A 14,706-nucleotide genomic window follows, 5' to 3' on the forward strand; every position below is an offset into this window, starting at 1 on the left:
TCCATAGCAACCGTCGGTTCGCGGTGACCAGCGCCGCTGACTCCCCTGCCGGCATCGTCGATGTCGATGCCCTCCACCTCTATCTGAACCGCGGGCTGCCGGCGAACAGCGCGATTCAGCACCACAAAGCCTATGTGCGCAACATCGCTTACTCGCTCCAATATATCGATCACCTGCTCGGCGAACTCGAACATTCGGAGCTGCAGCGCACGCTGCACAGCCAGACCTGCAAATCCGTGGTGGTGGTCGGCATGGGCGTGGTCGAGGCGATCTTGTGGTACCTGCTCTGCACGTCGGGTGGGGCGCGCACCCGCAAATGGGAAGAGCTGAAAAAGCTGACCGCGCCGTCGTTCGTGCAAGCGGGCGAGACGCTCCGCATCGTCAACATCGTCGAGCGCGAGCTCGCACAGGCCGAGGTCGAGGAGATGACGCTCGACGCCATGGTGAAGCGCGCCGAAAAAAGGTTGCTGCTCGGAACGCTCGACCACGCGGTCTATGGCCATCTCAGAACGCTGCGCCAGCTGCGCAACCGCGTTCACATCCACGCGGTCCAGCATGATGCCGACACCGACTGGTTTTCCTTCACCGGCCGCGAGGTGAAGCTGCTGCTCGATGCGCTGCGCAGCATCTTGTCGCTCGAGTTTTTCCAACCGACCCCCGATCGGCTGGCATTTCTCGCGTTCCTGGATTCGAACCGGGTCGAGCGGCGGTCATGATGGATCACGCGAGCAAGCGACAGGGATTGCGTGCGCTGGAGACGCCTTTGCTTCTCCAGACCTCGACCGATTGCATCATCCGGGATTTCTACGAGCCGGCGCTGTGCGCCGCGGTCAGCTATGATCGCGGTGTCGGCTATTTCACCTCCGGCTGGCTGCGGATGGTGTCGCGCGGCATCTCCGCCTTTGCCGCTGCCGGCGGCCGCGCCCGCTTTCTCGTCAGCCCCCATTTGAGCAAGGCCGACTGGGAAGCGATCCGCGCGGGGACCGAGGCGAGAGCCGATGACGCCCTGCGCGCTGCGCTAGAGCAGGAGCTCCAGGCGCTTGTCGCGTCGGGCGTGAGCGAGGACGTCGCGAGCCTGGGCCGCATGGTCGCGGATCAGGTGCTCGATTTCCAGCTCGCCTTGCCGGTGGGAGGTCTGAATGGCGATTTCCACGACAAGTTCGGCATATTCCAGGATGCCTTCGGCAACAGGGTTGCCTTTCACGGCTCGCAGAACGACAGCGTGAAGGCCTTTTCCAATTTCGAGGCGATCAGCCTGTTCTACAGCTGGCTGAGCGATACCGACGCCCAGCGGATCGCCAGTCATGCCGCGCGTTTCGAGCAGATCTGGACCGGCCAGATGCCGCAAATCCGGGTCGTCGCACTCCCCGAGGCCGTTCGGGAAGGTCTGAAGGCGCTGGCTTCGGCCGCCGGGCGGGGCACACCGGAATCCGCGCCGAAACCGCAGGAATCGGATCTTCGCTGGCGCCATCAGGATGAAGCGATCGCTGCCTTCATGGAAGTGGGCGCCGGGGTGCTCGAAATGGCGACGGGCACCGGCAAGACCCGAACTGCGCTGCGCATCCTCAGCCTGCTGGAGCAGAAGGATAGCATCCAATCGAGCATCATCACGATGTCCGGCACCGACTTGCTCGATCAGTGGTATGCCGAACTGGTCAAGCTCGACGCCTTCGTCGTGCATCGTTCCTATGGCGGGCACCATGAGGGGCTGGCGTTCCGCAACAATCCGCGTGGCGCGATCCTGCTCGCGTCACGGCAGACGCTTGGCACCACGCTCGCCCGCTTGCCTCGGTCGACACCGGCAGAGACGCTGCTGATCTGCGATGAGGTCCATGGCCTGGGCTCACCGGCGCTTGTTGCCGAACTGTCTGGAAAGCTAAGGCCCTACCGCTATCGGCTTGGTCTCAGCGCGACGCCGGAGCGCGAATATGACGCGGACGGCTCGGCCTTTATCGAGCAGGAAATTGGCCCGGTCATTTTCCGCTTCGGCCTCGAAGAAGCGATCGAGCGGGGAATCCTCTGCGAGTTCGACTATGTCGAGCTGAGCTACGATTTCTCCGACGACGACAAGGCCGCCGTCCGGCGCGCGATTTCAAGCTATCATGGCAAGGTGCGGGCCGGACAGGATCCCGGCATCGAGACGATGTACCGCGACATCGCGCAGGTGGCCAAGACGTCGCGCAGCAAGCTTCCCGCCTATGTCGACTATCTGCGCGAGCATCCGGAAAGTCTGAACCGTGCGATCCTGTTCGTCGATAACGCCGCCTATGGCCTCGAAGTGCAGGACATCATTCTGCCGGTCGCGCCCAGATATCATACTTATTATGCCGAGGATGACCGGGCGAACCTGGTCCGCTTCGCGCGCGGCGGGCTGGACGCGCTGATCACCTGTCACCGTATTTCAGAGGGGATCGACATCCAGTCGGTCAACTCGATCGTGCTGTTTTCCTCGGCGCGATCACGTCTCGAGACGGTCCAGCGGCTGGGGCGCTGTCTCCGCAAGGATGCGACAAACCCAGCGAAGCGCGCGGTCGTCGTCGACTTCATCCGCGACGACGATATCGACGAGGATGCCGGTGGGCCTCCGACGGCCGATCAGGCGCGGCGTGACTGGTTACGAGCACTCGCAAAGACGCGCGCGAGCAGATAGGATGAATATCTGCGGACGCAGCGCGCGCACGACTATCGAATTGGGGGGATTACGTCAGAATGCCAGTACCTTCCGAGCTTCTCGATGCGACGAATGCTGTCCTCGAAGCCACCAACCAACCGGATGAATTCAAGTCCAGGCTGCGCGCCTTGATCAGGAACGCGGCCGAAGGCGGGGTGGAAGATCGGGACGTGGCGGGCCTCGTCGCTGCGATCGACATCGATAGCGATACGGGGGCCTAAGCGATGCAGCTGCGTGTTACCGGCTGGCGATGCCACAACATCAGAGGCAATCTGCGCGATATCGAAATCGATCTGTCGCTGACGCCACCGCGATGGACGCTGGTTCAAATGAACAATGGCGGCGGCAAGACCACGACGATGTCGCTCATCCGGGCCGCGTTGACCGGCCAGAAGCTGGACGCCGACACGGTCAAGGGCCTGCGGCCGGAAGATGGGGAGTCGATGGGCTCGTTCGAGCTGCGCATCCTGATCGACGGCCGGCTGCACGTCATCACCATGTATTTCGACTATGGTTCGGGCGAGCATAGCTTCAGCACGGCGCGCGCCAGCGAGGCCGATGGCGGCCTGCTCGACACCCACGCCTTGCCGAGCGAGGTTCGCAGCCTCATCACGCCGCAATTCGCCGAGCTTTTCGTCTTCGACGGCGAACTCGCCCGCAAGATTCGCAGCCACAGTTCGGATCGCGCCAGCAGCGCCATTCGCACCCTGTACGGGATCGATCGTCTCGAAACCCTGCGCACGACGATCGAGCGGCTGCTCGACGAACAGCAGAGCCGTGTCGCCGCAGTCACCCAGGCACGCGACAAGCGCCATGTCGAGCGGCTCAACAACGCGCTCCAGGCGGCACGGCAGAAGCTGAAAGGGCTGGAGGACAAGCGCGCCCTGATCGTTGGCGACTGCGATCATGCCAAGGCCGAACGCGATCGGATCAACAAGGAAATCGGCGACCGGATCGGCCAGAACGAGGAAGCCGCGAGCGAGCTCGATGCCTTGGAGGAGAATCTGCGCAAGGCCGACCTCGTGATCCTCGGCGAGGCGAACGAGCTGCGCACGTCGCTGCAATCGCCGTTCCTGTCCTGCCCTCGGGCACTGGGCCGGCTTCAGGGATTGAGTTCACAACTCCAGGCGTTGCAACTGCCCGAAGCGGCGACCGCCGAGTTCTTCCAGGAGCTTGCCGACGGAGAATTTTGCGTCTGCGACGAGAAGATCACCCCGCCGATCCGTGAGAAGATTCTCACCAAGGCCGCGACGTTCATGGCGGCCGACGAATCCGGCGTGATCAACAGCATGAAAACGCTGGTCAGAACGACCGACGAGGATCCCGCGCGCCTGCAACAGCCCGTCGACACGCTGGTCGGCCGAATCCGGGAGCGCCATCGCATCAAGCAGAAGCTCGATGCGAAGCGGGCGACCTATATCGCGGCAGGCGGCGAGGAGCTTACGGCGCTCAAGGAGCAAGCCGACAAGCATGAGCGCGAAATCGGACGCCTGGATGAGCAGCTCGAGCGGCTCGACAGCACGGACGCCACCTACCAGCTGAACCACGGCCTGGGCTGGGAGCAGAATATCCCCAAGTGCAAGGCTCATGTCGCGGAGTGCGACGAGCGGTACAACACCGCAACCGACACCCACAAGTTGCTGTTGCAGTCGCGGATCGCGCAGAAGGTGTTGAACAATATCGAGACGGAGGCGCTCAGCCTCCTGCGCGAAAAGGTCCGCACCGCGACCAATGTCAAGCTGGCCCAGCTGGTGCCGGCCGAGCGGCTCGAAGTCGTGCGCATCGGCAGCGCGCTTGAACTCAGCGCGCGCAATCTGGCGCGCAAGGACAATGTCAGCGAAGGCCAGAGCCTGTCGATCGCCTACGCCTTTCTCGCTTCGCTATTCGAAAGCGCGAACCACCGGTTGCCATTCATCATCGACAGTCCTGCGGTGCCGCTCGACGCTGAAATGCGGCGGGAGGTGATCAAGGTCGTGCCCGAATTGTTCGAGCAGACCATCATGTTCGTGATCTCGACCGAGCGTCAGGATTTCGCCGAGGCCTTTTATGGCCGGCCTGATGCCCGCTTCATCACGCTGGTCCGTGGACCCGACGGAACGGCCGAACAGCGCGATGGCGAGGAGGCCTTCAAGACCTTTCAGGACGACGACGATGCACCCACTCAGAACGTGGGAGAAGCCGCATGACGCTGCGCCGACCCAAGGACATGCGGGCCTATTTCAAGGATATCCAGGGCCGTTCCGATGGCGGCGCCCGGTTCGAAACCGACTTCGACCAGTTCTATCTATGTCTGATGGTTGGCCTGGACGATGGCAGGCTGGCCCCGGAATCCGAGCTGGAGCCCGCGGAATTCAACAAGGGTTACACCGCCCCGTACAAGCCGTTCGCCCCGGTCATAGCCGGCATGCTGGTGGAGGCCGAGATGCGCCGTCAGGGTATTCCCACCACCAAGGAGGCGATCCAGCGCGAGGTCCGTAACCTGATCGAGGTCGGCAATGGCGGCACCCAGCTCAAGGAAGAAGGCACCAAGCTTCTCAGCCGCTACGCCGCGCGGGGCTTTGAGCTGATCCGGGAGGAGATTCCCAAGCCCCGGACGCTCGAGGATTTTCTGGTGGCCTATCATCAGCGGTGGAATCCGGCGGACGGCGGTGCGGAAGAGCCGGAAGACACAGAGGACGAGACGGCTGCGACACCGCCGGCTTCATAAGCGGATGGAATGCGCGCAGCGTGCATTCAACACGATGCTCCCCGTTCGCGTCCGTCAGATGGCATGAGCCGTCGCGAACCGCATCCAGACCGGCGGACAGCGTAGAACAATGGCCAAAACCTGCGCATATTGCGACGCGCCGCCGCCGCTCACCAAGGAGCATATCTGGCCGAACGGCTTCCTAAAGCGTGGTGATTTTGGGGTAAAATTTTCCGCCAAGGCGAACCAAACCTTTGCCGGCGATCTCACCATTTCGGATGTATGCGCCAGGTGCAACAACGGCCCGCTGAGCTCGCTCGATGCGCATGCCTGCGAGCTGTTCGATCGCCGCTTCTCCAAGTTCGTCGAGGCGGGCGCCATCGTTCCGTTCAATTACGATTATGGCCTGTTGATGCGCTGGCTGCTGAAGGTCTCGTTCAATTCTGCACGGTTGACCGGTCAGGATGTCGTGCTGCTCAGCCGCTATCGCGAGGCGATACTCGCCGAACATCCGTGCTCGCCCGCGTTCGTGGTCGCCTATGTGGCGACGATTTCGCCTTCGAATATGATGGACCCGGACAAGGGCACAACTCGGAAGATCTATCCGCACGCGGCACGCTGCGGGCCATTGCAGATCCCCGGCGTCGATGTCAGTGACATCCTCGTCACGCGCTGCGTCATGATCAATTCCTTCATGTTCAGCTTGCTCATCACCCGGACGAGCGGGATTCGGACGAGCCGCGTGGCGGCGCTGTTGCCCCATATTCCAGGCGTGCCGCTGGCGCTCGACGGCCGTATGCGGATCGGTCCGCCCTCTCTGCCCGCGCATGTCGCTTTGGGCGGCGTGACGTCCTGGCCGAAGATGCAAAGTCGACGATGACAGGCGATTTACACGAAAGGACCGACCGTTTCGGACGTCGTTTCAATTGCGCGACAGGTCGGCTAGCTTTGATGATCGCAAGCTGGGCGGAATCGGGAGGGGCTTTTGGAGGATGATATTGATAGCGCGTCGGGCGTTTCGCCAGCGTGGTACTTGCTGCATCGACGCTGGACACGGCCGCGGGCGCAGGTCTCCTTCTGGACCTTTTTGGCTGTGGGCATCGTACTGCTCGGCGGCCTGGCAGTCTGGATAGAATTCTATCGTTATGCTTTCATTCCGCCCGTGGCGGGTGCCGATCCGGACCTTCACCCTTTGCAACTCGCGCTTGCGACGGCTGGCCTCGCGGTCGCCGGACCAGCGGCGATGCAGTTGCTCTACAGCCGGGACAAGCTTTGCATTGTCGCGGCCATCATCCTGTTCACTGTTGTGATGATCTTCGCGATGTATCTCATGGTATTTGGCGAGGCGCATGAAACCGGCACGCTCGTCGGCGGCCTCATTTGTCTCGTCCCCGCGATCCTGGCCTGGGTGCTCGCCAATGGCGAAGACGATATCTTCCAGGATGAGGTCCGCGACGATGCCTCAACCGGCGGCAACCCTATGCGGCCGCTTGGACGGCCCGCCGCGAACGTGAAGGTTTGACGATGGCCCAGACCATCTATCCGCTTCGGGTGCCCGCCCTGCGTGTCGACCAACCCGTTGGCACGTTCTTCGCTGTGGTCCTGACCGCGCGAACCCTTCTCGACGTCGCGTTCAGCGACGTGGTCAGCGCCACGTTGAACCCGCTGACCGGCGGCTATGACGTCGATGGCGCGCAGCGCTTGTCGGACCCGCGCAGGCTGGACGCGATCGCCCGCTACATCAATCGCGTCGATGCCAGCTTTCCGAACTCGATCATTCTCGCCGCCAATATGCACAGCACATCGACGCGCATCGAGGGCGATATCGATGTCGATGATGATGACGAACAGGGGGACGAAGCGCAGGAGCAGGCTGAACTTGCCAAGCGCTGGTCGATCGAGCAGGTGCTGCCGCCCCAGGCAGCTGAAGGCCCTCAAGCCGGAGCGGAAGCGAACTTGGCTGCCGATGCCGGCCTCGAGATTGCGGCAGAGGGCGAAGAATATTTCCTGACCATCCCGACCAGCGAGAAGCTCGCCGCGGTCATTGACGGCCAGCATCGCCTGTTCGCCTTCGCCAGAGCCGACCCGGCGCGGCTCAATGATCGCCTGCTATGCTCGGTGTTCATCGATCTGCCAAAATCGATGCAGGCACAAATCTTCGCGACGATCAATTCGAACCAGAAGGCGGTCGACAAGAGCCTCACCTACGAGTTGTTCGGCTATAATCTCGCGGACGAGCCCGAGGATCAGTGGAGCCCCGAAAAACTAGCTGTGTTTCTGGCCAGGCGGGTTGCCACCGACCCGGATTCGAAGATGAAAGGCCGGGTCGCTGTGGCACCGGTCAACGATTTCGCATCGGCCGCAGCGATCGCAAAATCGACGATGAAAATTTCTTTTGCTGTTATCGTCGGTGGCATCGTTCGCCTGATCAGCTCCAATCCGAAAGAGGATGCCAACAAGCTCAAAAAGGCAGCTGCCACCAAACGCAGCGCTCTTCCGCCGGGCAAGCCGCCACTTCGAGACGTCTACATCGCGGGAGACGATGCGTTCCTGTACGCAGTGACACGTAATTTCCTGAACGCGTGCGACACCCTCTTCTGGGCTGATGCCCAGCCCAACTCGTTTATCCGGAAAACCGTCGGTGTTCAGGCACTGTTCGATATCTATCGGGAGATCGCCAAGCCCATGTTCGAGGAAGGCGACATGACCGAAGAGGCATTCCTTGCCCGGTTGCAGCCTGCTGCCGGCGTGGATTTCGCAAACGTGAGATTTCAGAATGCGTCCGGGTCAAATCGCACTGCAATTCGACGCATTCTCCGAGTTCGCATGGGGCTTCTGGGGACGGATCAGTTGCCAGAGGGCGATGAACAATTCCTGGAAACCTAAGAAATTATTCAATATTTCCGAACACCTGCGGCCGGCCCGGCTGAACGTATGGCTGCATTCAATGGCGCTCGCTACAAAGTAGCCAGTCAGGACTGTCCGACGAAGGCGACACCGGGTCACCGCCTGATCGAACGTCGGTTATCGCCAGCGGCGACCAGAAGCTGAGGTGCCGCAGCACAAATCTGGGGCAGTGTGAGGAGGTTGGCAGTGAAATCTGCTTAGTCTCGGAAAACTGCGCTTCTAGCGCTCTCCCTACATCTTAAGCGCGTAACCGCTCCAAACTCATATCTCTTAAGCGGGTATGCCCCAATGAGTGCAAACTTAGAAATCACCTAATTTCAATGACTTAATTTCAGGTGTTTAAACGTGGGCGATTACTGAAAGTCTGGCGACCGTCGCAAGCGGGCGCCGGCGCTATTTCAGGTTCTTCTGCCGCACGACCCAGCGCGGGTTGCGGCACAGGCCGCAATCGGTGCCGACGAACATGGCGCGCGCTTGTGGATCCCCCTTGAGGCGCCAGTCCAGCCAGCCGACAGCCACCTTGCCGAACTCGCCGCCATTCTTCTCCCAATAGGTGCCCTCATGCGGGGTCTGCTTGCGATAGGCGCGCAGGGCCGGGATGTTCGGCAGGTGGGCGAAGTCGTCATTCGCGTTGGGGAAGGCGACATCCATCTCATCGCCGCTGATATAGGCGACCGCACCGTGCAGCTTGGCGAGGTCGGCCTTGACCAGCGCCTTGCCGCCGGCGGTGGCATTGAGGCCGGACTCGTCAGGGAACAGGCCCATATTCCACACGACGGTGGTGGTTACGCGCCTGTCGGCGCCCGCCTCGATCGCCTGCACGCCGCCGCAGGACATGCCCATCACTGCGATGTTCGCCGTGTCGATGCGGCCCTGATAGGGGCTGCCGGCGCGGCTGTTCTCGGCGATGGCCCAGTCGATGGCGGCAATCAGCTGCCGGGCCGATGTCGGGGCGGGCGGTGCCGCCGCCGGATCGGGCGGGCCCTGGTTGGGGGCAGGCTCGGGCCGCCAGCTTTGATCCGCCAGCGCGCCGATCTTGCCGTTGGAGACCACGAGATAGCCGTGGGAGGCGATCTCGCTGAGGAACCAACGGAACCACGTGCCCTTGTCCAGACAGCCGCCAACGCCCCACACGACGATAGGGAGCTTCTGCTTTGGCTGCGTGCGCCCCCGCAGGGGATCATAGATCGTGTGATCGGGCAGGCGCGCATCGGTGGACGGGGTCACCGGAAAAGGGCCGGAGCCGAGGGGCGTCTCGTTCGACACTGCCTTTGGCAGACCACTGGTCGCGCAGGCGCTGAGGCCAGCGACGCCCGCTAAAGCCATCATGCCGGAGAGGATGATTTTCCGAACAGCCTTCACTCGCAACGCCCTTGTTCTCACGATCTTCATAGGGCGCACAGTGCCGCGCGGGGCGGGCATTGGCTACATAAAATTGTTAGGCAATGCAGGTCGTCTTCAGCTTGCGCCGCCGATTGCTCCGGGCGTCAGCACCAGCGCCAGCAGGATGAGCGCGGTGGCGATATAGGCCCAGACGCCCATGCCGGCCCAGGCCGCGCGCAGGGCGCCGCCCTCCATGCCGTCGGCCTTCTGCAGCCGGCGGGCGTAGATGATTGTCCCGGTGACCGCGAGGCCGGTCATCAGCACGCCGAACAGGAACCAGACGAGCTTGGTCGGCAGGCCGCCGAAGTCGCCAAAATGGAGCGGGTCGGACATTTCCGAGATGCGCTGATGCACGTCGAGGTCGCGCCCATCCAGCAGGGCGGTCACGCGGCCGGTCGCGGGATCGACGGCGACGCCATTGGCGCGGTCCCGCACCAGCCAGGCCTGATCCTGCCCGAGGAAGATGACGCCATTGTCCGGCGTGAAGCGGATTTCCCTGATCGAGAGTGTCGGCTTGGCCGCATGGGCGACCGCGACCAGTCGATCCAGCGCGGCGCCGGTCGGGGGCGGCGCAGTGGCGGCGGCGATCTCGGGCAGTTCCGGCACCGGCGCCCGACCGCCGAGCGTTTCGACCAGATACCAGAGCCCGGTCAGCGTGATGAGCGCGACGAACCACAGGCTCCACAGGCCGACAAGGCGGTGCAGGTCGCCATGAAAGCGTCGTGAGTCCCCACGTCTTGGCGCGCGGAAGAAGCCGCGCCACCATTTCTTGTACGTCACGATACCCGTGACGAGCGACGCGAGCAGCAGCAGCGAGAGCGCGCTGACGATGGGGATGCCGATCTTGGTGGGCAGCATGAGGTGGCGATGCACTTGCCGCAGGAAGCGGTGGACATTGGCCCAGCCATGGGTGCCGGTCACCTGCGCTTCCCAGGGGTCGACATAGACGCGGCGAGGCGAACCCTTGCCCATGTCCACCCACGCCTCCGCGGCGAACCAGGGATCGAGCGGGGCGTGGACCATCTGCAGCCGCCCCTCCGGCTCCGCGCGGGCCGCTGCTTGCGCTATGGCACCCCAGCTTGCCGCGGGCCGGTCTTGCTGGGTGACGCGCATCGCCGGGGTCACCAGCCAGTCGATCTCATGCGCGAACACCGCCAGCGTGCCGGTCGCCAGAATGAAGGTCAGGAAAATCGATAGCTTCAACCCCGCCCAGCTATGGACACGCCACCAGATCGAGCGGGGTTTGGGTTGCCGGGCGGGTTTCATCGAGGGACTTAGAACTTGAACCGCAACTCGGCGAGGAAGGTGCGCGGCTCGCCCGGGAAGTGCCCGCTCTGCGCGCTGAAGCCCGAGGCGGCGTAGACTGTGTCGAAGATGTTATCCACCCGCAGCAGAACCTCGGCAAAGCCCAGCCCCTTGGTGATCGAGGCGTCGAAGATCGTGTAGGGCTTCACCGTCTGCCCGGATAGGCTGATGCGGCGGGAGACATGCTCGCCACCGAACGCGAAAGCGGTGTCGATGACGGGCACCTGATAGCGCGTCCAGAAGCCGACCTTGTGACGCGGGGCATTGGCGAACCGCGTGCCAAAGGCGTTGGTGATGGCTTGTTTCTCGGCTGTGCGGGTGATCCGGGCATCGTTATAGCCATAATTGACCAATAGCACCCAGTTCGGCGTGATGTCCGTCGCGAGGTCGATCTCGAAGCCCTTGCTGGTCACTTCGCCAATGGGGACAAGTTGATCAACGCCGTTCTTTGGCGGAAGGCCGGTGTCGACCTGCAGGATGTTACGCCGCACGATCCGATAAACAGCGGCATTGGCCTGAACCCGCCCGTCGAACAGCGCGGTCTTGATGCCGCCCTCGATTTGATTGCCGGTCACCGGTGCGAAGGGGCCACCTGCATTGGCATTCTGACTGGCGCCGCTCTGCGGCTCGAAACTTTCCGACCAACTCACATAGGTAGAAATGTCTGGACGAGGCTTGAAGATTACGCCTGTGCGGAAGGTGAGGGCGCTGTCTGTGTAAGATGATCGTTCCGTGTCGGTGCCCTTAGTGGTGGTCACCTTATCTTGGAACCAGTCGTAGCGCATCCCGCCAACCAGCAGGAATGCGTCGGTCAAGCTGATCTGGTCTTGAAAATAGGCGCCGCGCCGTTTCGAGCGTGTGTCGCTTATGTCGAAATTAAGCAGCGCGGCGCGGGCGGCGTCACCCTTGCCTGCGCCGTAGACCGGGTTCGAGAGGCTGAGGGAACTGATGCCGGTCTGCAGGATGCGGGAGTTGAGGATGTTCGTCTCGTTATACCAGTCGGCGCCTGCCTGGAGCTTATGTTCCATGCCGAACAGATCGACGCGCGCGGTGGCATTGGCCATGAAGGACAGGCCATCGACCGGGCGGATCTGGTCGCGGAACTCGCGCCGGACAAGATTGCCGGCGACGAGGCCCCGCGGCTCATGATATTGCTGGACCTCGCGCGCGGTGAAGTAACGCATGCCGGCATCGAAGGTCACCCGCTCGCCGATCGCGGTCTGATAGCGCGCCTGATAGGCCTCACTGGTCAGGTGCAGGAAGTCGGTCGGCTCATTGGCATTCCAGCGAATGTCGGTGAGGAAGTTGCCGGTATTATCCACAAGGACGCCGCGCAGACGATTGGCGCGCAGCTTATTGTCATAGATGGTCGCCTGCAGCGTCAGCTTGCCGCCTTCATTGGTCTTGATCGCGATTCCCGCGTCGGCAATGCGCGCCTTGTTCTGGGTGTTGAGCCGGTAAGGGTCCATGGACTCATAAAAGCCGCCGACGCGATAGCTGACGATCCCTTCGGCATCGATCGGCCCGGTCGCCTCGGCGGAGATGCCGATGCGGTCGTAATTGCCGCCGGTCACCACCATACGCAGCCCGCGCCTGTCGGACGGCGTCTTGGAGACATAGTTGATGATGCCGCCGGGCGAGCCGGGGCCGAAGAACAGGCCGGACGGGCCCTTGAGCACTTCCACTCGCTCGATGTTGAACAGTTGCGGCACGGAAAAGCCGATGAACGGGTTGCCGCGCTGCCCATCGTAGAAGGACTGGTCCTGCCGGAAGCCGCGGAAGGTGACGCCGGCATAGCTGAAAGCGCTCACGCCGGAGATATTGCGATATATATCGGTCGCGTCGCGCGCGCCCTGATCGGCGAACAGCTCGGACTTGATGACCTGCAGGGCCTGCGGAATGTTCATGGGGTCTTCGGCGGCCTTGCCGACCGTCGTCTCATCCGCGCGGTACAGGCGCTGCACGCGGCCCGTCACGATGATCGTGTCTTCGCCATCCGCGCCAGCCTCCGCCGGTCCGCCTTCCATCTGGGCCATAGCCGGGGCAGCGGACAGCGCCACGGACGCGAGCAGAACGGATCGAAGAAAAGACAAGACAGCCCCCTGAATGAATCGATAATGCGAGTAAGTCGCAACTATGTCGATTGTTCGGGCGATGCAATCCCTTGCCGCAAGAAAAGGAGGATTGCGCTCGGTTCAGGATTTAGGGCTACGTCCGATCAGGCCGATAGGCTGGCGTCCCGCTTGAGCGCGCAGGCCGCGCGCCAATAGTGGAAGGCAGCCAGCGCATAGAGCGCGATGCTGGCCAGCAGGGCGTGGCGTACACCCCAGGCCGAGGCTGTCGCGCAGGCGCCAGTCAGGCGGGGGGCCGTGCAGACGCTCTTGAAGCCGGGCATTGCCAGACCGGCGAAGATGTCGCTCGCCAGGCCGATGATCGGCGGGCCGAGGCCAACGCCGACCAGCGTGGCGATGAAGAAGTAGATGAAGGCGGCCGTCGTCCGCGCGTTGGGCGCGACGAGGTTCTGCAGGGCAACCAGCGTCGGCACCGAATAGAAGAACAGGAAGACCCCGGCCACCGTCAGGCAGACGAGCGCCGGCAGCGGGCTGCCCAGCGAATAGCCGATCAGATAGAGCGGCACGCTGGTGGCGATGCCGCAAAAGGGCAGCAGCGCATACCAATGCTGTCCGCGCCGGGCGATGAAGTCGATCCCGACGCCGCCCAGCACCATGCCGGCCGTGGCCGCCGTGGACGAGATGATCGCCACATAGACGCCGGCCTGCGTGATCGACAGATCATGGACGCGCATGAAGAACGGGGCCGTGAAAGCGCCGCCAGCGTAGAGCGCCATGCTGGAGAGGGCGAGGCCGATGAGCAGATTGCGGAACACCGCCTTGCGCGCCATCATGCTCATGACCTCCCCCATGGGCGGGGGCGGGGGCGGGGGCGGGGGCGGCGTCGCGGTTTTGCTGGTCGGCCGGGCGCCGTTGCTCAGGCCATCGCTCAGACCGCGGGGCGGATCGCGCAGCAACAGGCGGAACAGCAGCGCGACGACGAGGCCGGGACCACATACCGCGATCATCGCGGTCCGCCAGCCATGGTCCTTGGCGATCCACACCGCCGCCAGCGCACCGATGAACGAGCCGAGCGGGGAGCCCAGCCGCATCATGGTGATTGCAAAGCCGCGCTGATGCGGTGGGAAATGATCGCCGATGAGCGACGTGCTGGGTGCCTGCACGCCCGCCTCGCCGATGCCGACGCCGATCCGGCACAAGAAAAGCTGCCAGAAATTTGCCGACAGCCCGCACAGCGCGCTCATCAGCGAGAACAGCCCCACCGAGACGGAAATGATCGTGATCCGGTCGCGTCGTTCCGCAAGGCGCGCGATCGGCAAGCCCAGCGTCGAATAGAGAATGGCAAAGCCGAGCCCGCCCAGCAGCCCGAGCTGGAAATCGGTGAGGCCAAGATCCTCCTTGATCGGCTGGCCCAGCGTCTGCACGATCACCCGGTCGATATAGGCGAAGGCGGCGACCAGCATGATCAGCGCCAGCAGCATGGCGCGATAGCCGGGGCCATAATGTCGCTGCGATGGGGTGGTCGAGGCGTCGTTGGTCATGGGGCCTGCGCAATAGGGGGTGGAACGAAGGGCGCTTGCCGGCGCGCAGACGGTATAGACCGGCCAGTCGGCGACGCAAGACTGTTGATGACTCAATGAATTGCTTTTGGCGCGCAATTGTTGCAGTGGTAGGGTTTCGCG

The 14,706-nt window shown here is 63.0% G+C and carries 12 protein-coding genes; 8 read left to right on the plus strand and 4 right to left on the minus strand.

Annotation, left to right across the window (positions count from 1 at the left end; all coding sequences use genetic code 11):
- Nucleotides 1-23: 23 nt before the first annotated feature.
- From M2333_RS15765 to M2333_RS15800, 8 genes are all read left to right on the plus strand, one after another.
- Nucleotides 24-716, plus strand: a complete 693-nt coding sequence (locus M2333_RS15765; protein WP_264612379.1) for a hypothetical protein — start codon at nt 24-26, stop codon at nt 714-716.
- The gene (locus M2333_RS15770; protein WP_264612380.1) at nt 713-2,650 is read left to right on the plus strand and encodes a DEAD/DEAH box helicase family protein; all 1,938 of its coding nucleotides are present in this window, start codon (nt 713-715) and stop codon (nt 2,648-2,650) included. The genes M2333_RS15765 and M2333_RS15770 overlap by 4 nt, the downstream gene beginning before the upstream one ends.
- A gap of 59 nt (nt 2,651-2,709) precedes the next feature.
- The gene (locus M2333_RS15775) at nt 2,710-2,892 is read left to right on the plus strand and encodes a hypothetical protein (protein WP_264612381.1); all 183 of its coding nucleotides are present in this window, start codon (nt 2,710-2,712) and stop codon (nt 2,890-2,892) included.
- A gap of 3 nt (nt 2,893-2,895) precedes the next feature.
- Nucleotides 2,896-4,857, plus strand: coding sequence for an ATP-binding protein (locus M2333_RS15780; protein ID WP_264612382.1), 1,962 nt, complete (start codon nt 2,896-2,898; stop codon nt 4,855-4,857).
- Nucleotides 4,854-5,378 carry a hypothetical protein gene (locus M2333_RS15785; RefSeq protein ID WP_264612383.1) on the plus strand — a complete coding sequence of 175 codons (525 nt, stop codon included), beginning with the start codon at nt 4,854-4,856 and terminating at the stop codon, nt 5,376-5,378. The genes M2333_RS15780 and M2333_RS15785 overlap by 4 nt, the downstream gene beginning before the upstream one ends.
- Before the next feature lie 109 nt (nt 5,379-5,487).
- A complete protein-coding gene (locus tag M2333_RS15790; RefSeq protein WP_264612384.1) occupies nt 5,488-6,237 on the plus strand; it encodes a hypothetical protein in 750 nt (249 codons plus the stop codon).
- 153 nt (nt 6,238-6,390) lie between these two features.
- Nucleotides 6,391-6,879 (plus strand): hypothetical protein, encoded by a 489-nt coding sequence (locus M2333_RS15795; protein ID WP_264612385.1) that lies wholly within the window; start codon nt 6,391-6,393, stop codon nt 6,877-6,879.
- Between the two features lie 2 nt (nt 6,880-6,881).
- Entirely contained in the window at nt 6,882-8,243 is a 1,362-nt protein-coding gene (locus M2333_RS15800; protein ID WP_264612386.1) for a DGQHR domain-containing protein, read from the plus strand.
- A 414-nt stretch (nt 8,244-8,657) separates the two neighbouring features.
- Here the strand turns inward: M2333_RS15800 and M2333_RS15805 are convergent, their stop codons facing one another.
- The 4 genes from M2333_RS15805 to M2333_RS15820 all read right to left on the minus strand — a co-directional run bounded on the left by M2333_RS15805 (nt 8,658) and on the right by M2333_RS15820 (nt 14,565).
- Nucleotides 8,658-9,626 (minus strand): hypothetical protein, encoded by a 969-nt coding sequence (locus M2333_RS15805; protein ID WP_264612387.1) that lies wholly within the window; start codon nt 9,624-9,626, stop codon nt 8,658-8,660.
- A gap of 96 nt (nt 9,627-9,722) precedes the next feature.
- Complete coding sequence (locus tag M2333_RS15810; protein ID WP_264612388.1) at nt 9,723-10,913, minus strand: PepSY-associated TM helix domain-containing protein; 1,191 nt, start codon at nt 10,911-10,913, stop codon at nt 9,723-9,725.
- Between the two features lie 8 nt (nt 10,914-10,921).
- Nucleotides 10,922-13,045, minus strand: coding sequence for a TonB-dependent siderophore receptor (locus tag M2333_RS15815; protein ID WP_264612389.1), 2,124 nt, complete (start codon nt 13,043-13,045; stop codon nt 10,922-10,924).
- 125 nt (nt 13,046-13,170) lie between these two features.
- Nucleotides 13,171-14,565 carry a spinster family MFS transporter gene (locus M2333_RS15820; RefSeq protein WP_264612390.1) on the minus strand — a complete coding sequence of 465 codons (1,395 nt, stop codon included), beginning with the start codon at nt 14,563-14,565 and terminating at the stop codon, nt 13,171-13,173.
- Nucleotides 14,566-14,706 lie beyond the last annotated feature (141 nt).

This window comes from Sphingobium sp. B11D3B (assembly GCF_025961735.1).
Classification (GTDB): Bacteria; Pseudomonadota; Alphaproteobacteria; order Sphingomonadales; family Sphingomonadaceae; genus Sphingobium.

Excerpts from the sequence above, each read along its gene's own strand:
- M2333_RS15820 (WP_264612390.1), bottom strand. The coding sequence starts at position 14,565 with ATGACCAACGACGCCTCGACCACCCCATCGCAGCGACATTATGGCCCC.
- M2333_RS15790 (WP_264612384.1), top strand. The coding sequence starts at position 5,488 with ATGGCCAAAACCTGCGCATATTGCGACGCGCCGCCGCCGCTCACCAAG.
- M2333_RS15785 (WP_264612383.1), top strand. The coding sequence starts at position 4,854 with ATGACGCTGCGCCGACCCAAGGACATGCGGGCCTATTTCAAGGATATC.
- M2333_RS15800 (WP_264612386.1), top strand. The coding sequence starts at position 6,882 with ATGGCCCAGACCATCTATCCGCTTCGGGTGCCCGCCCTGCGTGTCGAC.
- M2333_RS15770 (WP_264612380.1), top strand. The coding sequence starts at position 713 with ATGATGGATCACGCGAGCAAGCGACAGGGATTGCGTGCGCTGGAGACG.
- M2333_RS15775 (WP_264612381.1), top strand. The coding sequence starts at position 2,710 with ATGCCAGTACCTTCCGAGCTTCTCGATGCGACGAATGCTGTCCTCGAA.
- M2333_RS15810 (WP_264612388.1), bottom strand. The coding sequence starts at position 10,913 with ATGAAACCCGCCCGGCAACCCAAACCCCGCTCGATCTGGTGGCGTGTC.
- M2333_RS15780 (WP_264612382.1), top strand. The coding sequence starts at position 2,896 with ATGCAGCTGCGTGTTACCGGCTGGCGATGCCACAACATCAGAGGCAAT.